At 40.8% G+C, this 18,536-nt stretch carries 13 protein-coding genes and 5 pseudogenes; 13 read left to right on the top strand and 5 right to left on the bottom strand.

Going from position 1 to position 18,536, the window contains the following annotated elements; translation table 11 throughout:
- Positions 1-111: 111 nt before the first annotated feature.
- The 3 genes and pseudogenes from folB to PN838_RS20845 all read left to right on the top strand — a co-directional run bounded on the left by folB (position 112) and on the right by PN838_RS20845 (position 3,693).
- Positions 112-468: a dihydroneopterin aldolase gene (folB, locus tag PN838_RS20835; RefSeq protein WP_272181845.1), complete on the top strand. Its 357-nt coding sequence runs from the start codon at positions 112-114 to the stop codon at positions 466-468.
- Between the two features lie 25 nt (positions 469-493).
- Complete coding sequence (locus PN838_RS20840) at positions 494-1,288, top strand: undecaprenyl-diphosphate phosphatase (protein ID WP_215965437.1); 795 nt, start codon at positions 494-496, stop codon at positions 1,286-1,288.
- A gap of 267 nt (positions 1,289-1,555) precedes the next feature.
- Positions 1,556-3,693 (top strand): annotated as a pseudogene (locus PN838_RS20845) (prolyl oligopeptidase family serine peptidase).
- A 164-nt stretch (positions 3,694-3,857) separates the two neighbouring features.
- Here the strand turns inward: PN838_RS20845 and PN838_RS20850 are convergent.
- Positions 3,858-5,091, bottom strand: a pseudogene (locus tag PN838_RS20850) (multifunctional CCA addition/repair protein).
- Between the two features lie 127 nt (positions 5,092-5,218).
- Here PN838_RS20850 and PN838_RS20855 point away from each other — a divergent pair.
- Together PN838_RS20855 and PN838_RS20860 are read left to right on the top strand one after the other, a co-directional pair.
- Positions 5,219-6,139 carry an ExeA family protein gene (locus PN838_RS20855; protein ID WP_272181846.1) on the top strand — a complete coding sequence of 307 codons (921 nt, stop codon included), beginning with the start codon at positions 5,219-5,221 and terminating at the stop codon, positions 6,137-6,139.
- Positions 6,140-6,234: 95 nt separating this feature from the next.
- Positions 6,235-7,080 carry a general secretion pathway protein GspB gene (locus tag PN838_RS20860; protein WP_272181847.1) on the top strand — a complete coding sequence of 282 codons (846 nt, stop codon included), beginning with the start codon at positions 6,235-6,237 and terminating at the stop codon, positions 7,078-7,080.
- A 116-nt stretch (positions 7,081-7,196) separates the two neighbouring features.
- Here the strand turns inward: PN838_RS20860 and PN838_RS20865 are convergent, their stop codons facing one another.
- Genes PN838_RS20865 through PN838_RS26645 form a run of 4 tightly spaced genes read right to left on the bottom strand, consistent with a single transcriptional unit; the run spans position 7,197 to position 9,588 of the window.
- Complete coding sequence (locus tag PN838_RS20865; protein ID WP_272181848.1) at positions 7,197-8,072, bottom strand: HD-GYP domain-containing protein; 876 nt, start codon at positions 8,070-8,072, stop codon at positions 7,197-7,199.
- 17 nt (positions 8,073-8,089) lie between these two features.
- Positions 8,090-8,362: a DUF3391 domain-containing protein gene (locus PN838_RS20870; RefSeq protein WP_272181849.1), complete on the bottom strand. Its 273-nt coding sequence runs from the start codon at positions 8,360-8,362 to the stop codon at positions 8,090-8,092.
- Between the two features lie 16 nt (positions 8,363-8,378).
- Positions 8,379-9,464: a cyclic di-GMP phosphodiesterase gene (locus PN838_RS20875; RefSeq protein WP_334313415.1), complete on the bottom strand. Its 1,086-nt coding sequence runs from the start codon at positions 9,462-9,464 to the stop codon at positions 8,379-8,381.
- 1 nt (position 9,465) lies between these two features.
- A complete protein-coding gene (locus PN838_RS26645) occupies positions 9,466-9,588 on the bottom strand; it encodes a hypothetical protein (protein WP_334313416.1) in 123 nt (40 codons plus the stop codon).
- 191 nt (positions 9,589-9,779) lie between these two features.
- Here PN838_RS26645 and hisS point away from each other — a divergent pair.
- The 8 genes and pseudogenes from hisS (at position 9,780) to PN838_RS20915 (ending at position 18,401) form a co-directional block, all read left to right on the top strand.
- Positions 9,780-11,064, top strand: a pseudogene (hisS, locus tag PN838_RS20880) (histidine--tRNA ligase).
- A 44-nt stretch (positions 11,065-11,108) separates the two neighbouring features.
- The gene (locus PN838_RS20885) at positions 11,109-11,747 is read left to right on the top strand and encodes a YfgM family protein (RefSeq protein WP_215965444.1); all 639 of its coding nucleotides are present in this window, start codon (positions 11,109-11,111) and stop codon (positions 11,745-11,747) included.
- Between the two features lie 9 nt (positions 11,748-11,756).
- Complete coding sequence (locus PN838_RS20890) at positions 11,757-12,338, top strand: outer membrane protein assembly factor BamB family protein (protein WP_272181850.1); 582 nt, start codon at positions 11,757-11,759, stop codon at positions 12,336-12,338.
- Positions 12,253-13,041 carry an outer membrane protein assembly factor BamB family protein gene (locus tag PN838_RS20895; protein WP_272181851.1) on the top strand — a complete coding sequence of 263 codons (789 nt, stop codon included), beginning with the start codon at positions 12,253-12,255 and terminating at the stop codon, positions 13,039-13,041. The genes PN838_RS20890 and PN838_RS20895 overlap by 86 nt, the downstream gene beginning before the upstream one ends.
- 110 nt (positions 13,042-13,151) lie before the next feature.
- Positions 13,152-14,668, top strand: a pseudogene (gene der / locus PN838_RS20900) (ribosome biogenesis GTPase Der).
- A 118-nt stretch (positions 14,669-14,786) separates the two neighbouring features.
- On the top strand, positions 14,787-16,085 hold the full coding sequence (locus tag PN838_RS20905) for a peptidoglycan DD-metalloendopeptidase family protein (protein WP_215965447.1): 1,299 nt from the start codon (positions 14,787-14,789) through the stop codon (positions 16,083-16,085).
- A 43-nt stretch (positions 16,086-16,128) separates the two neighbouring features.
- Positions 16,129-17,261, top strand: a pseudogene (locus PN838_RS20910) (anhydro-N-acetylmuramic acid kinase).
- A gap of 126 nt (positions 17,262-17,387) precedes the next feature.
- Entirely contained in the window at positions 17,388-18,401 is a 1,014-nt protein-coding gene (locus tag PN838_RS20915) for a GGDEF domain-containing protein (protein WP_272181852.1), read from the top strand.
- Positions 18,402-18,536: the final 135 nt, after the last annotated feature.

Below are 18,536 nucleotides of genomic sequence, written 5' to 3' on the forward strand. Positions count from 1 at the left end.
ACGAATTACTATACAAATTTGTATTTCGTTATGGTATCCGACCTCTTGGCGATACACAAATACAGCTCAGTTATACTATGTTGAATTGAATTATATAGGACCAAAAATTACATGGCGCAAGATATTGTTTTTATTGAAGCTCTCAAAGTTGATACTGTTATTGGTGTTTACGAATGGGAAAAAACGATCCAACAGACATTGCAATTTGACGTTGAAATGTACACTGATATTAGTCAAGCGGCACAAATAGATGACCTATCTAAAACAGTTGACTACGCCATTGTTGCAGAAGATATAGTGAATCTTGTTAAACAAAATCAAGCGGAGCTTATTGAAACCGTTGCTGAAAAGGTCGCAAGCCACATTTTAACGTCGTTTCCTGTTGAACGTTGTCGAATTAAATTACGTAAATTGGGTGCTGTAGCAAGTACGGCATCTGTTGGTGTGTTTATTGAGCGCACAAAATAAAAGTTAACGCATTAAGGGAAATCTAATGGGGATCATAGAAGTCATTGTTTTGGCGATACTGCAGGGGTTAACCGAATTTTTGCCAATTTCGAGTTCAGCGCATTTAATTTTGCCGTCACAGATTTTAGGTTGGCAAGATCAAGGTTTGGCATTTGATGTTGCTGTTCACGCGGGCAGTTTGCTCGCCGTTGTTTTATATTTTCGGGAAGAAGTCGGCCGCATGGCGGTAAGTTGGGTTCAGTCATTTAGTGGCAAACAGGATAAAGACAGTAAATTGTCGTGGTTGATTATCCTAGGGACTATACCTGCCGGACTAGCAGGCTTTATTTTTAAAGACTTCATTGAAGAAAACTTAAGAAATACAACCGTTATTGCGGCGACAACAATTGTCTTTGGTCTCTTGCTATGGTGGGCTGACAGACAAGCAAGCCAACTTAAAGACGAATATCAAGTATCGGTAAAAAATGTTGTCATTATTGGTTTAGCCCAAGTACTAGCATTAATTCCGGGGACGTCGCGCAGCGGCATTACTATTACTGCTGGGTTAATGGTGGGGCTAACTCGAAAAGCGGCCGCGCGATTTTCTTTTCTATTATCTATCCCGCTAATTGCCGCGGCCGGTGGTTATCAAGCAATAAAATTGAGTCAAGAAATTGTACCGGTTGATTGGGCCGCAATTGGTTGGGGCACCTTGCTGTCTTTTATCAGTGCCTATGCGTGTATTCACTACTTCCTAATCTTAGTAGAAAAGGTCGGTATGTTACCGTTTGTAATCTATCGATTAATCTTAGGTTTAGTATTGATCTTCTTTTTTATCTAGTTAATAGCCGCTAAAACAGGTTGAATTGATGTAATAATGGGGCTTAAGGCCCCATTATTTGTTTAAGGCGCGTAATGAGGTGACTATCTTTGTTTAGCCAAATAAACCACTGGTTGATTATTGTACAATCAATGTGTTGTTAAATTTACTGTCATTATTTAATTACGCTTTTCCTGTCACATATGCCCTAGAATCTAGACTTTTTGTTATTATTTTTTTACTTTTGGGCGAGAAACGTCTTATGTACTCCAAAAGGAAGAATAATAAATGAATAAAATGTCGAAGCTAACTGCAGCTTTGTTTGTTTCCAGTTTGGCCATAGCAGGCTGTGCGAGTGATTTAATGAAAGAAAAACAAATCAAGCTTGTTTATTCAGTTACCCAAAAAGGTGATGTGGTTGAAAATTATTTTGGTATTGACGTAGCAGATCCATATCGTTGGTTAGAAGATGACATGAGTAGCGAAACCGCAGCGTGGGTTGTAGCTCAAAATGAAGTGACAAACAGTTACTTAAGTCACATACCTTACCGCGAAAAAATTGAAAAACGCCTTACTGATTTAATGGATTACGAAAAAGTAGGCATGCCATTTATTGAAGGTGATTACACTTATTTTTACAAAAATGACGGATTGCAAAATCAATCGGTTTTATATCGTCAAAAAGGCAATGCCGAGCCGGAAGTGTTTTTAGATCCCAATACCTTTAGTGAAAATGGGACAGTTTCTCTTGCTAGCATAGAGTTCACTAAAGACGGTTCAAAAGCGGTTTACCTTATCTCTGAAGGTGGCAGTGACTGGCGTAAAGCGATAGTTATCGATACTGAAACTAAACAACAGTTAGAGCCTGAGCTCATTGACATTAAATTCAGCGGCATTTCTTGGTTTGGCGACAAAGGTTTTTACTATTCAAGTTATGACAAGCCAAAAGGCAGTGAACTGTCGGCAAAAACAGATCAACATAAAGTTTATTTCCATAAGTTAGGAACCCCGCAGAAACAGGATCAATTGGTTTTCGGTGGAACTCCAGAAGAAAAACATCGATATGTTTTTGGTGGCGTCAGCGATGATCTTAACTATTTGATCATTCAAGCAGCGGTATCCACATCGGGCAATAAAATCTTTATCAAAAAAATGGGTGTTAAAAACGCACCACTTGTTGCGATTGTTGATAACACAGACTCAGATACTAACTTTTTAGAAAGCAAGGGTGACGATATATATTTGGTCACCAACCTTAACGCACCTAATAAACGAGTTGTAAAAGTTAATGTCGATAATCCAGCTCCGGCAAATTGGGTTGATGTTATTCCTGAAACTGATCATGTACTCAGCGTGTCTACTGGTGGCGGTTATATATTTGCTTCCTATATTAAAGATGCCGTCTCTATGATCCAACAGTACGATTTTAGCGGTAAGAAGATCAGAGATATCGCGCTACCAGAAGTTGGCAGTGCAAATGGGTTTTATGGCAAAGATGATCAAACCGAACTTTATTATTCATTCAGCAACTACAAAACACCGACAACCATATTTAAATTAAATGTTGATACAGGTAAGTCGATTGTTCATGCAAAATCTAAAGTGAATTTTGACAGCGACAAATTTGAATCTAAACAAGTTTTTTATAAGTCGAAAGACGGAACAAAGGTTCCGATGATTATTACTTATAAAAAGGCTTAGCGTTAAACGGCGATAATCCAACTATTTTGTATGGTTACGGTGGTTTTAACGTAAGTTTATTACCAAGCTTTAGTTCAACTCGCGCCGCATGGATGGAGCTTGGCGGTGTTTATGCCGTTGCTAATTTACGTGGCGGTGGCGAGTACGGTAAAAAATGGCATAACGCAGGCATTAAATTAAATAAGCAAAATGTGTTTGACGACTTTATCGCAGCGGCGGAATATTTGTCTGCTGAGAAATATACCTCTGCAGAAAAGCTTGCTGTGATGGGGGGATCTAATGGTGGTTTGTTAGTGGGTGCTGTTATGACACAACGTCCAGACATCATGAAAGTCGCTTTACCAGCCGTCGGAGTTTTGGATATGTTGCGTTACCATACGTTTACTGCTGGGGCTGGTTGGGCATATGACTACGGCACAGCGGAAGATAATAAAGAAATGTTTGAGTATTTACTAGGCTACTCGCCAGTCCATAATGTTAAACCTGGGCTGGATTATCCTGCAACTTTAGTAACTACAGGCGATCATGATGACCGCGTAGTCCCAGCTCATTCGTTTAAGTTTGCTGCTCATTTACAGGCAAAACACACAGGCACTAATCCGACATTGATCCGCATAGAAACAGATGCGGGCCATGGCGCGGGTACGCCAACGAGTAAAATTATTGAGCAATACGCTGACATATTTGGCTTTACGTTATATAACATGGGCATAAAATCCATTTAATAGGTTTGCCAAACTGCAAGTGCATCAGAAGCATGCGCTTGCAATACGTTTAGGTATAAAACCGATTATTATGTCGAGCCATTAAAAAGCCCAAACTGCAAAATTAGCGGTTTGGGCTTTTTTGTTTTTTATCATCACACCATTTTTTATGACAATATGTGAGTTTAAGTCTGTTCGCTTACCGTTTTTTTATAGGCGTTTATAGTCGCTACACGGCGTTCGGTTAGACGAGTTCTAATTTCTGGGCCTTGGTATCCCTCTGCTATGACATCTTGAACATTGACTTCACCCCCGAGCACTAAACATTCAGCGAGGTAATCCGCTTGCGGATAGTCACGTTCTTCAAAACCTGTTCGTCCGCGCATATCGGCAGTACAAGCAAGTAAGAACTGCGAAAATCGTTCGGGTTTACGCCACGCGTCCATTTTATCAAACAGCTTCACTATGGTGTCTGCTCTTAACTCATAAGCTCTGTGAGTATGGGTGTGATATTCACACATAAGTAAGGCTAACTCTTTGTATTCGTTAGGTACTTTTAATCGAGTGCAAAATGCTTTTAACGGTGTTAATCCAGTTTTTTCATGACCACGATGATGAGGCCACATCGACTCAGGTGTCAGACCTTTACCAAAGTCATGAACAAGGGCAGCAAAACGCGTTACCGGGCTTTTAGATAGCTTAGCGGACTGATCCACGACCAACATCGTATGAATACCAGTGTCAATTTCGGGGTGCCATTTTTCAGGATTAGGTACTCCCCAAAGTGCGGCTATCTCAGGCATTAACAGCGCAAGCGCACCACAATCCCTTAGGACATTAAAAAACACTGACGGCGATTGTTCATTAAGAGCTGAGGACATTTCCTGCCAAATACGTTCAGGAATTAAGGCGTCAAGCTCGCCAGTTTCAACCATAGTTTTCATTAATAACTGAGTTTCTAACGCTACGGTAAAACCTAAATGGTGGTAGCGGGCTGCAAACTTAGCGACTCGTAAAACTCGCAGTGGATCTTCGACAAATGCTGGAGATACATGGCGTAGGATCTTGTCTTTAACATCTTGTTGACCGTTAAATGGGTCGATAATTGTGCCATCTTCAGCTTTTGCCATGGCATTTACCGTCAAGTCGCGTCGCTCTAAGTCTTGTTCGACACTAATATCCGGGGAAAAGTCACAAACAAATCCGGTATAACCTGAGCCTGATTTTTTTCAGTACGTGCAAGTGCATACTCATCTTGGGTTTTGGGGTGCAAAAGACGGGAAAGGATTTACCAACTTGGTTAAATCCATTCGCCTCCATTTCAGCTATAGTCGCACCTGTAACTAGGTAGTCTTTATCTTTTATCGGGTACTTTAGAAGTTGGTCTCTTACAGCACCACCGACGAGGTAAGTTTTCAAATTGACACCTTATAACAAATAGGTATTCGCCTTAGTATATTCTGTTATGATTGACCTGTCTTAATCATTGTGATCAAAATTCTATTTTCAACACGACAATCAATAATTAACCAGATTAACATTTATTATGTATTTACAACATTTTCACCTGTCGGCAGAACCATTTAATATCGCGCCAAATCCAAGCATGTTATTTCCAAGCGATCGTCATCAGGAAGCTATAGGCTATTTGCAGCATGGACTCGCAGGTAATGGCGGATTTGTTATGTTGACTGGAGAGGTTGGCACCGGAAAAACCATGGTCAGTCGAGCGGTTTTAGGGCAGTTAACAAACGATGTTAATGTCGCTTACATATTAAATCCAACGTTAAATAAATTACAATTATTACAAACGGTATGTGAAGCGTTTGAATTAACGATTAAGCATCAGGTCGACCACAAAGTATTATCGGATTTACTGCAGGACTTTTTGCTAAACCAATATAACAATGGAAAACGTTGCGTTTTGGTTATCGATGAGGCCCAGCATTTGTCTGTAGATGCATTGGAATTGTTACGGTTATTCACCAATATCGAAACCAATGAACGCAAGTTGTTACAGATCATTTTAATCGGGCAACCTGAGTTACAGGAAAAGCTAAATAAACGGGAACTGCGACAACTCGCACAACGCATTACCGCGCGTTATCATTTGTTACCGTTAACTGAATTTGAAACTTTTTTGTATATTAACCATCGAATAGCAACAGTTGGTGGCAATCGCCCTTTATTTGAAAAGCGGGCGATGAAACAAATATTTAAATTATCCGGTGGCACACCGAGAAAAATTAATTTATTGGCAGATAGAGCCTTGATGGGAGCATTTGCGCTGAATCAATCTCAAGTCAATTCTAAGATGGTAAAGCAAGCGGCGAACGAAGTGTTTGGTCAATACCAAAGCAACGATCCTAGTTCGACCTTATTGACTAAAAATGTAACCACAGCATTATTTATTTCTACACTTGTACTTGCGGTCCTCAGTACTGTGTTATTTGTGGGTAGGGCATAATAATATGAGTTTTTATACAAAGCGTTGCTAAAAGATAGCGCTAAAAAAATCAAAATGAACAGGTTAATTTAACCGGAAATCCGGCGCAGGCTTCAATGTTTGCCCAGCCACAAACGACCTCAATACCGGCGGCGATATGGGCTTTAATTGGCGGCCTGTTATTAATTATTGGCTTACTCGGTGGTTATCTGCTGGGACAGACGCCAACCAATATTGTTCATTCACAACAGGTGCCAAATGAGGTTCGAGATACCGGAACCGCGAATGATAGTGAAACTAATAAAATTGCGAGTACAGATAGCTTAACAGCACAAAATGAGAACCAATCCGAAGTTGCATCGCAAGCTCCCACTGAGGTTACGGCTCAAACCCCAAGTGCGGATGTGAGTGTGACAGCTAATTCGGTTGATGTGGCAAACACGGCACAATCTGTTGTGCAGGAGGAGCCGATAAAACAAATAGAAATAGGCAAAAATGAACAAGGCCAGTTGGTTACGTCAGTTACCGACGCAGTAAATCAGGCCACAAACGCGCCGACTGAGCGACAACAAGATGCGCTGACAACGGCAAATGATAACGACTTGCCTATTGCCGAAGTATCGGAAGACCTTAGATCGCAGTTTGCCATGGCGGTTGAAGCAACGGAAGAACTACCACTTAACTCTTATTCAGAGGTTAATATCTCTACCGGCTCAAGTCTAATGAGTATTCACGAATTAAGTGACGCAGAAAAAGCGGGGATACCACCACTTTATTACGGTATGCATATTTTTGCGACTGATCCAAATGAGAGGTGGGTTAAGATCAACAACCAAATTCTCAAAGAAGGTGACGACCTAATGCCGGGATTACGTTTATTGGAAATTCGTCAGGATTTAGTCGTTTGGGAAACTCATTTCATCCGCTTTATGCAAGAGGCATTAGATGACTTTGCTGGATGATTTAGGTTAGGGTATGTAACGGTTGAGTATTTCGTTTTTTGTTCATTTAAATGAAATACTCTCTGGGTGTTTTAAATACAATACTGACAAATTTGAGCAAATAGTCTTTATCTAAATCAAAGGTAGTTTTCAGCAAATATACCTATTTTATTACCGTAAAATAGACCAGAAATGACTTCAGATGGATTGTTCGAAAGGTCAAGATTCTTTGCTTCAACATGATGCCCCATTTTATCGTTATAAATTACTTTAACATTTGGGTGAACACTTGAAATTCCACGGTCTAAAACCAAGCCAACTTTACCACTGCTTAATTTGACCAAAGTACCCGGTGGGTAAACGCCGATACACTTAATAAATCGTTGTAACAACTCAAAGTCGAATTGCTTTTCAAGTTGTAACATTCGTCTAAATGCCTGCAATACACCATAAGGTTTACCGTTGTCACCAACCCGCGTCATGCGGTCAAATTCATCAATAATACAAAATAGACGGACACCATCATTAAGATCGGTAAGTTTCTGACCGGTAGGGTAGCCAGAACCGTCTAAACGTTCATGGTGTTGTTCAATTATTTCGATGGTTTCTTGAGTTAAGCTACCAACAAATTCAGCGATATTAATGCCATTTTGAACGTGTTCAGGTTTAACAAATTCATCTTTCATCCGTTGCTGTTCGGTCAGGTCATGCATGTTCGGTTGTTGGATGGATTGTGACATCTGTAACTTGCCTATGTCATGTAACAAGGCACCAACTACCCAGTTTTGTGCAACGTCTGCAGGCCACTCTAAACTGCGTAAAGTGGCAGAAAAATAAGCCGCGCAGCGGAGTGCATGGCCAAGTTGAAAATCTTTGTAGTACGTTACCCGCACTAAGCTTAAAACCGCGGCAGAATTGCGGTAGCTAGATGAAATAAATTCCATCGCGGCAAAGTGCAATAATGTCGCATCAATTAAATCATTATGCCTAATTAACTCAAAGGCCTTACTCAATTCCTTTGTTAATCGGTTTACGGCTTTTTTGCCGCGTCTAATTCTTGGTTAAAGGGGACATGGCCTAAATTGTCTTTAATGGATAGAGCGTCATCATTTTTGCTTTTAAGATGTTTCTCTTCGTTTATAACTACGGAAACAATACCCTTAGCAATAAGTTCATTAATTGCAATTTGAGTCCTAACCCAACCGGAAGCCGATACTCGCATATGACCAAGTTGTTGAGAAATATCTACAACAAATTGACCAGGTTTGAGCTGGGTTACCGGGATTCGCTTTAAATTGGGCATTTAGTTCTTTCTTCCGTTAGGGTAGCAAAACTTGTTTGAAAAACTTTATCATATCGATGTTAAAATCGTCAGGTTTAACGCTACGTTCTATCTCATCATTTATATTCGAAGCCGACAAATTAACGACTCGAGGTTCTATATGGCTCTTGTTCGTTAAACTATAAAAAACGTTTACTTCTGGGCACAATGGATTAATAAAATTAGATTTAATTACAACGCCAAGTTTATTGCTTTTTAGTTTAACTAATGTGCCAATAGGATGGATCCCCATGCAACTAATAAATTCAGTGACTAGTTCTTCATCAAAAGAGTCACCACTTTCAGCTCTTAATATTTTGAATGCCGTTATTGGATTTCGCGCCTTTTGATAACAACGATCCGCAGTAATCGCGTCGTAGGTATCAACAATCGTTATCATTCTTGCATAGGAGCTCAGCTCATCTGCAATTTTAAAGTTTGGATAACCCGTACCGTCAAGTTTTTCGTGATGATCTCGAACAACTTCCAAGCTAATGGGGTCAAGTTCTCCCGACCGTTTCAGTACTTCATAACCTAACGTGACATGACTGCGCATGATGTCCATTTCTTCATCAGTTAGACGACTAGGTTTATTTAGAACAGAGTCTGGGATACCGATCTTACCTAAATCGTGCAGTAAAGCCCCGGTTGCCAACGCATGAATTACGTCTCGGTCTAATCCAAGGTGACGGGCAAAAATGGTCATTACAATTGAGACATTGACTGAATGTTCGATAAGGTAACTATCTTTCTCACGCATTCTTGTCATACACGCAAGCGCATCTTGATTTCGAAATACAGAGTCGATAAATCCGTCAGCGACTTCTTTCATGGCGACGGTATCAATCGGCTTGCCAGCCTTCATATTGTCAAAAGCTTGCAACTGAATGTTCTTTGCAGTGCTATATAGTGTTGCGGCACGGCCTAGCTCTTGTGTAAAACCAGCGGTTGGGGTTTTATCGACTTTTTTAAGATTATTTTCAGGTACGACAGGTTCTAATTCTGGAAGAGGTTCGCGTTGTTTTGGTTGCAACGTTTTGGCTAAATCGACAATAACTCGTTCTACTTTTTTGTCCTTGAGCATGTCAATTGCACGCTGAGTTCCGAACATAACCCTGAGACTTAATTTTTACTTTACCCGCTTGTTGTGTAACTTCGACCACAAACATGCCGAGTTTTAGATTTGAAATTGAAATTTCTTTCTTCATAAGAATATTTTTATTTTTATTTTTATATTTTTGTTAATTATCTTTAAATTAGCAGAACATTTGCGAAAACCCCATGCAAATAATCAAATTATAGGTGATTTGCAACATATAACCGAGCTTGGCAATTTACCTTGACCAATAAAGTCCCTATAATGCGAGCCTATTTTTATACAAACGGGTATTTTTAAGACGTGTCTAAACCTATTCAAGCCATTCGCGGAATGAACGATTGTTTACCAAATGAAACAGCACAGTGGCAGCAAGTTGAAGAAGTTATCAGGAAAACAGTAGCCAGTTATGGATACTCAGAAATTCGTTTTCCAATTGTTGAGTTTACCGACTTATTTAAACGGTCTGTCGGCGAAGTAACAGACATCGTTGAAAAAGAAATGTATACCTTTGAAGACCGCAATGGTGACTCTTTGAGTTTGCGTCCGGAAGGCACAGCAGTATGTGTTCGGGCGGCAAATCAAGGCGCATTATTATACAACCAGCAACAACGTTTATGGTATCAAGGTCCAATGTTCCGTCACGAGCGTCCACAAAAAGGTCGCTATCGTCAATTCCACCAATTTGGTGTTGAAGCGTACGGGTTTGAAGGTCCAGACATGGATGCTGAAGTTATTATGCTTTCAGCTCGCTTATGGCAAGCATTTGGTATTACTGAGCATTTACGCTTAGAGATAAACTCACTTGGTTCTAATGAAGCGCGAGCAGACTATATTCGTGCGTTAGTAGAGTATTTAGAACAACATAAAGACAAGTTAGATGAAGATAGTTTACGCCGACTCGGAACTAATCCGATGCGTATCCTCGACAGCAAAAATTCGGATGTACAGGCGGTTTTAGAAGCTGCACCTGTGCTGTCTGAATACTTAGATGAAGAATCAAAAACCATGTTCGTCGAGTTGCAACAACGACTTGACGCTGTGGGAATTAAATACGTCATTAATGAAAAATTAGTGCGCGGCTTAGATTATTACAACCGTACCGTGTTTGAATGGGTCACTGAGAGCTTAGGTTCACAAGGTACCGTTTTAGCGGGTGGTCGATACGATGGCTTAGTTGAGCAACTTGGTGGTAAAGCAACCTCATAGTGTTGGTTTTGCCATGGGAATTGAAAGGTTTGTATTATTATTGCAAACTCTTGACGTTTTAAAGGAACCAACTTCAACAGCTGATGTCTATATGGTCGCAGTTGGCGCAGGAACCGATATGAAATCGGTTGAACTTGCAGAAGTGTTGCGAACTGAAGTTGACGGTATTCGCGTTGTTAGCCATTGCGGCGGCGGAAACTTTAAGAAACAAATGAAACGGGCCGACAAAGTTGGTGCCAGTCTTGCCATTATTTTAGGTGAAGACGAACTGAATAATAAGCAGGTTACGGTGAAAAACCTACGCCAACATGGCGAGCAAGAAACCGTAGCTTGGGAACAATTAGCAGCACGTGTAAGTGCGATTCTTGAATTAGATTGAGAGCGAGCTCACGTAGCCGCTGTAGTACAAAATAAGAGGTTGTAATGGAAATTTACTCTACAGAAGAACAACAAGTCGAAGCAATTAAGAAGTATTGGCACGACAATGGTACTCAAATTATCGTAGGTGCACTTTTAGGTTTAGGTGGCTTTTTTGCTTGGAATCAATATGTAGATTCTAAAATAGAAGCGCAAGAAGCAGCATCAGCGGCTTATGACCAATTTATTGAAAAGTCGGATTCAGCGGACGCAAATTTATCTAGCGAACTACAACAGTTTGTTGATGCTCATGGTGAATCGGGTTATGCCATCTTTGTTAATTTAGTGGCTGCGAGAAAATCAGTTGAAGATAACAAATTTGAACAAGCGTTGTCTGAATTGTCAGCAGCAGCAAAGTTAACAACTGATCAAACGTTGAGCGGTCTAATCGCGACTCGTATTGCCCGTGTAAACATTGAGCTTAAGCAATATGATGCAGCGTTAACGACACTGAATGCAATTAAAGACGAAGGTTATAAATCTCGTGTTGCAGAATTGAAAGGCGATGTTTATCTTGCACAAGGCAACGCCGACAAAGCGCGTGTAGAATATCAAGCAGCTGCAGATGCAGGTGGTTTGACAGGTAACACGTTGTTAAAAATGAAATTGGATGATCTTGCACTTTCTTCTGAAGTTAAGGGCTAGTACGCACTTATGGCAATATTATCAAACAGCCTATTGAGGCATTACAATCCACTTAAAATCGTTGCAACGGCTGTTTGTGTTGCTTCGTTATTAGTTGGTTGTGAAAGCACTGAAGAAAACGAAGAGCTTCGTATAGCCGAACTTAAACCGTTTAACATTACACGTCATGTGGAAGTTGAATGGCGCGAACATCCGGGAGATGGGGTTGAAAATTACTTTAGTAATTTACGTCCAGCGGTAACGGAAGAGCGCATTTTCACGGCGAGCCGTGATGGCGAAGTGATTGCATTGTCTGCTAAAGATGGTGACGAAATTTGGCGCACAGACACACGGAAAAAACCACCTACATGGTGGACTAAAATTCGTATGAAATCTGTACCAAGTGCGAAGTTAAGTGGTGGTATCACTGCGGCTTATAACAATCTCTATATTGGTACTGAGAACGGTGATGTAATTGCCTTAAGCCAAGAAACTGGCGAAGTGCTTTGGCAGACCCGAGTGACTGGTGAAGTTATTGCAGCACCAGTACTGGGGAGAGGGTTGGATAACCGTTTCTACGACATCGGGACATGTGTCTGCTTTACATCCTGACTCTGGTGAAATTCGCTGGGAAGCTGAAACTGACACTCCGGCACTGACCTTGCGTGGTACTTCTACACCTTCGGTTACCGGTGGTGGTGTTTTAGTTGGTACTGCAACTGGTAAATTAAAAGTCTTTATTTTAGATGGTGGCATTCCTGCGTGGGAAGCTGTTATTGGTAAGTCAAAAGGCACGACAGAGCTTGAGAAGCTAATTGATGCGGACAGTCAGCCAATCGTTGCTAATCAAGTGGCCTATGCAGTTGCATACAATGGCAACCTTGCTGCTGTAGATGTTTTGTCTGGTCGTATTTTGTGGCAACGTGAATATTCGTCTTATCGTAATTTAACATATGACAATGACATGTTGTATTTGACTGATGCGAAGGGAAATATCGTTGCAGTAGATGCAAAAAACGGTATTGAAAAATGGACTCAATCTGAATTTTATAATCGCCGTTTAACTCAACCTGTAGTCTACAAAGACACGTTAGTAGTGGGCGACTATGAAGGCTACTTTCACTTTGTCGATAAAAAGACGGGTGAGTTAGTCTCTAGATTTAAGTTAGACGACATCGATTATTCAGCTGTACGTTGGTTTATTAGCTGGTTTACGTCGGAAGACCGAACAGCTTATACAGCACCAGTGGTACGCGGTGATTTATTATATATCCAAACTCGAGATGGCGAAGTTACAGCATTACGACTACCGTAATAGTAAGCCATTGATATTTGGGCTTTGCTGTTCAATTTGAACTGCAGAGCCTTTTTTGTTTTTAGAATTATCAGTTTTGGCATTGTGCCAAACAAATTTGAGGTAAACCCATGCTTCCTGTGGTGGCACTAGTTGGACGACCAAACGTCGGAAAATCAACCCTATTTAACCGTCTGACAAAAACACGCGATGCGCTTGTCGCAGATTTTCCTAGCTTAACTCGTGATAGACGTTACGGCCAAGCTGCGCATATGGAAAGCAACTTTATTGTGGTTGATACCGGTGGTATAGACGGCACAGAAGAAGGGATTGACGTCGAAATGGCTGAGCAGTCGCTGATTGCGATTGAAGAAGCTGACGTTGTGTTATTTATGGTTGACGCTCGAGCTGGATTAACCGCTGCAGATCAAGCAATTGCTGAGCATTTACGTAAGAAAAATAAACCTACTTTTATCGCTGCCAACAAAATTGATGGCATCGACGGCGATTCGTATAGCGCTGAATTTTACGGATTAGCAATGGGTGATGTATATCAAATCGCCGCCGCCCATGGACGCGGTATTTCGCAATTGTTAGATCTTGCATTAATGCCAATTGTCGAACGCCTTGCAAACGAATTTGAAGAGCAAATGGGCCTTATCGATGCGTCGGCTGTTGAGTCTGGTGATTATGAGTTTGCTGAACCTGAGTATGACGAAAATGGCGAAATCATTGATACTAATGATGAAGACGCTATCCCGTTTGAAGACCTCCCTATTAAATTTGCAATTATTGGTCGCCCGAATGTAGGTAAGTCAACGCTGACTAACCGTATGTTAGGTGAAGAACGTGTTGTTGTTTATGATATGCCTATGGTACGACTCGTGATTCAGTTTATATACCAATGGCCCGAAATGACCAAGATTACGTGATAATTGATACCGCAGGGGTTCGTCGACGTGGACGTATTACTCAATCTGTTGAAAAATTCTCTGTGGTCAAAACGCTGCAAGCAATTGAAGATGCAAACGTTGTATTGTTGCTATTAGATGCCCGTGAAGGTATTTCAGATCAAGATCTCAGTTTATTAGGCTTTGCGTTAAATGCGGGTCGTTCAATTGTTATTGCCGTGAATAAGTGGGATGGCTTAGATAAAAGTGACAAAGAAGAAGTTAAACGCGAACTTGATCGCCGCTTAGGATTCATCGACTTTGCACGACTTCACTTTATCTCTGCATTGCATGGTACTGGGGTTGGTCATTTGTATGAATCAATTGATGAAGCGTATAAAAGTGCGACTAAACGTATTTCGACATCAATGGTGACTCGCATCATGAAAATGGCGCAGGATGACCATCAGCCACCAATGATCCGTGGCCGTCGTATTAAGCTTAAATATGCCCATGCCGGTGGTTATAATCCACCGCGGATAGTTATCCACGGCAACCAAGTAAAAGACTTGCCTGACAGCTACAAACGCTATCTTATGAATTATTATCGTAAAGCCCTAGATGTAATGGGGACACCGATAAAAATTGAGTTTAGAGAAGGTGAAAACCCGTTTGAAGATAAAAAACCGAAAGCAAAAACTTTGTCGCAACAGAGACAAGCGGGCGGATTTATTAAACGTCACAGCAGAAGAACTTAATTTTGACGTGATTTGGTTTGGATCCGCTACGTAAAGTGGTTGGATCCAAATCATTGAAGTGCTATTCTCAAAGCACTTTGGTACATGTGAGAGTACATTTCATTTAGAAATGTGAGTTATGAAACAGTTATTAGAAACGTTCCCGAATCCCCATAAATACATTTTGGCTGCAGTCGCATCTATTTTAGCGATTGTTCTTTTATTGCCCTCTGAATCTGCTGTTGCGTCTAAACCTGCTCATGCAGTTGTTGCGAATTATGCGTCACTCGCCGTTGGTAAAGAATATCCTTTGCCGCTAGAGCTGAAAAATATCAGCACTGAAGTTGAATTTGAGACTTATCAAAAACACGTTGAAATTCGTAATGGTGATTCATTAGCGACTATTTTTAAACGTGAAAAACTTCCCCAGAAAACCATGTTGGCAATTGTCCGTTCAGGTGACGTTGCGAATAACTTTACCAAATTAGTGGTTGGTAAAGAGCTCACCTTTGAATTTGATCAAGATGATCAATTTATTGCCCTATATTATCCTCTCGACGCAATACGTACCCTGTCGTCTAAACTGACCGATGAGGGTGGTTTTGTTGCGACGATAGAAGATAAAGAAATTGTTACGACGGAGCGTTATTTTGAAGGCCATATCGCTTCTAACTTTTGGAATGCTGGAACTGCCGCAGGCTTGACAGATAACCTCATTATGAATCTTGCTAATGTATTTGCTTGGGATGTGGATTTTGCGTTAGATATACGCGAAGGTGATAAATTTTATACCCTAGTTGAAGAGATATATGTAGACGGTGAATTTGCAGGTTTTGGCGATATTCTCGCAGCAGAATTTGTGAATCAAGACGATACATTCACTGCGGTTCGATATACCGATGGTCGTTATTATACGCCAGACGGTGATAGTATGCGTAAAGCTTTTTTACGTGCGCCTGTCAGCTTTAAATATATTAGTTCTAACTTTACCAATCGTCGCTACCACCCAGTGCAAAAGCGTTATAAAGCACACCGTGGCGTTGATTATGCCGCAAGTACAGGGACTCCAGTTGTTGCCGCTGGTGACGGCAAAGTTATCCGTTCAGGCTATGACAAATTTAATGGTCATCATGTTTTTGTTGAACATGGCGGCGGTATTACCACTAAGTACATTCACTTCTCTAAACGAAAGGTGAAGACCGGCCAACGAGTTAAGCAAGGCCAGTTGATTGGACTAGTCGGTAGCACCGGATTGGCCGCTGGTCCGCATTTACATTACGAATTTTTAGTTAACGGTACTCACCGTAATCCTAGAACTGTGTCATTACCAAAAGCAAATCCAATTGCAGGTAAAGAAAAACCGTTATTTTTAAGCTTTGCATCTGAACGTCTTGGTCGTTTAAACCACAGTAAAAATTTGCTGCTGGCAATGCGCTAATATAGACGGCCAAATGATTGCGCCTGAGTATTACATTGGTTTAATGTCCGGCACCAGTTTAGATGGTGTCGATGGCGCTTTGGTAGCGATTAGCGCTCATGATTCAAATTCAGTTGATGTTAAACTACTTCAAAGTATTGAAATACCGATCCCATCAGAACTGACCAATACATTATCTTTGTTGTGCCACGCCGACGAATTTAATCTAACAAGGTTATTTAAAACGGAAGTACAGTTAGCACACTTATTTGCAGATGCCGTAATCCAGCTACTTGCAGAAAGTGAATTGAACGCATCTGATATAAAAGCGATAGGCTGCCATGGCATAACCATTAGGCATTTTCCGAATTCTCCAACGTATTTTTCAAAGCAAATTGGTGACGGCAGTAAGTTGGCTGCGTTGACTAAAATAGACGTCGTGAATGATTTTCGAATGGCCGATATTGCTGTTGGTGGTCAAGGTGCACCATTAGTTCCCCTTTTCACCGTGCGGTATTTAACAATCTTGAGCAAACCGCCGTGGTTAATTTGGGCGGGATTGCCAATATCACACTAACCGATGCTACCGGTCGTTTAATCGGTTTTGATACTGGTCCGGCTAATACATTATTAGACAAGTGGTGTTTTCAGCATACCGGTAGCCGTTATGATAAAAATGGTGAATGGGCGGCAACGGGGAAGGTAAATAGGCAACTTTTAGCGTTGTGTTTATCCGACCCTTATTTTCTAAAATTACCCCCAAAAAGTACAGGCAAAGAGCACTTCAATTTGCCCTAGCTAGAACGATTAATCTCAATTGTTGAAGAGGAAAAGGCGCCATTATTGCCGCAGGATGTGCAGGCAACTTTGCTCGCCTTGACCATTCAGGCAATCAAAATCAGCTTAGAACCAAAATTTAATATTAAACAATTGATCGTCTGTGGCGGTGGTGTGCATAATACTCATCTTATGGCTGAGTTAGTGAATAATCTTCCTAATACGTTGGTAACATCAAGTTTAGAATTTGGTGTATGCCCTGACTCTTTAGAAGCGATGGCGTTCGCTTGGTTGGCGTATTGCCGAGTAAACAATATTGAAAGTAACTCACCAAGCGTCACCGGCGCGGCTAATGCCAAAGTTTTGGGTGCCTTGGTACCAAAAATAATAATAATGGGTAGAACTAAGTTTGAAGTATAATATTTCTGCATTTTTTAAAGCGGTTGCGTTTCCAAGTCTGATCTTTTGTAGCGTAATTTTTGCAGTTGCAATGCAATGGGTTGACTTGTCAGCTTGGCAGGGATCATATTACAAACACCTTTTTTATTGTTTGTAGCCACAATCATTTTGGCCCTGCGTTTCAATCAAACTCGCATTATCTATATCGTCCTATTTTTAATGATCGGCTGGGCAACAATAGCCAAAATTGACGACTTTCAAAACCTTCGTTTACATTCAAGTTTGTTTTTTATTAGTCAATTGGCCGTTATTTGTTTGTTTAGTTTTGATCAGAATAAAGCTGTCTGGGGTCGCCATGGTCTTGGTCGGTTACTATTGTTATTTATCGTTTTCCTAATCAATTATCGTTTTAACCAATCGATTACACTTAATCAAATTTTAGAATTTAAATTTGTCACCTTGTCATCAACCGCAAATCTTTCTGAAACATTTCAAGTTGATATGTTGGTAGTGACTATTGGCTTAATCGTGTTGTTTGCGCGCCAATTAGTAAAACCAAACCAAATGAATGCGAATTTGTGGGCGATAGCATTTGGTTTAACGATAATGCATTTTGGTAAGTTTGATAGTCAAATTCAGATGATCTGCTACATACTATTTGGTGTGCTTTTGATCCACGCCGTGTTATCGGATTCTTACCAGATGGCATTTTCGGATGAGTTGACCGGTTTGGCTGCACGTCGAGCATTATTGCAGTCGTCAATTTCATTGGGTAAAAAATATACATTGGCAATGTTAGATGTAGACCATTTTAAAAAGTTTAATGACACTTATGGGCACGATGTTGGCGACCAAGTATTGCGGCTCGTGGCGAGTAAACTCGATGAAGTTAAAGGCGGTGGCAAGGCTTATCGCTATGGTGGCGAAGAATTTACCATCGTATTTCCAAACAAATCGGTCAACTATGCAATTCCATTTTTAGAACAGGTTCGTGAGAATATCGCAAATTATCAAATGGCTATCCGCAATGATGACCGTCCTGAAGAACCTCAAGACGGTAAAAGTAAGCGTAAGAAAAACACCGGTGGTACAAAATTTGTAAATGTCACAATTAGTATTGGCGTAGCCGAACGTGAAGGTGAGCTGAAAGATTTTGACTAAGGTTTTAAAGCAATCTGACGAAGCCCTTTACCGAGCCAAACAGGCAGGGCGTAATTGCTTAGCTGAATAGGTTTCATCATAATGCGCGGATCTATTGTTTTTGAGGTTAAGGCTTAAAATCGACAAATCGTTGAA

The sequence above is a fragment of the Psychrosphaera algicola genome, assembly GCF_028401425.1.
GTDB classification, from domain to species: Bacteria; Pseudomonadota; Gammaproteobacteria; order Enterobacterales; family Alteromonadaceae; genus Psychrosphaera; species Psychrosphaera algicola.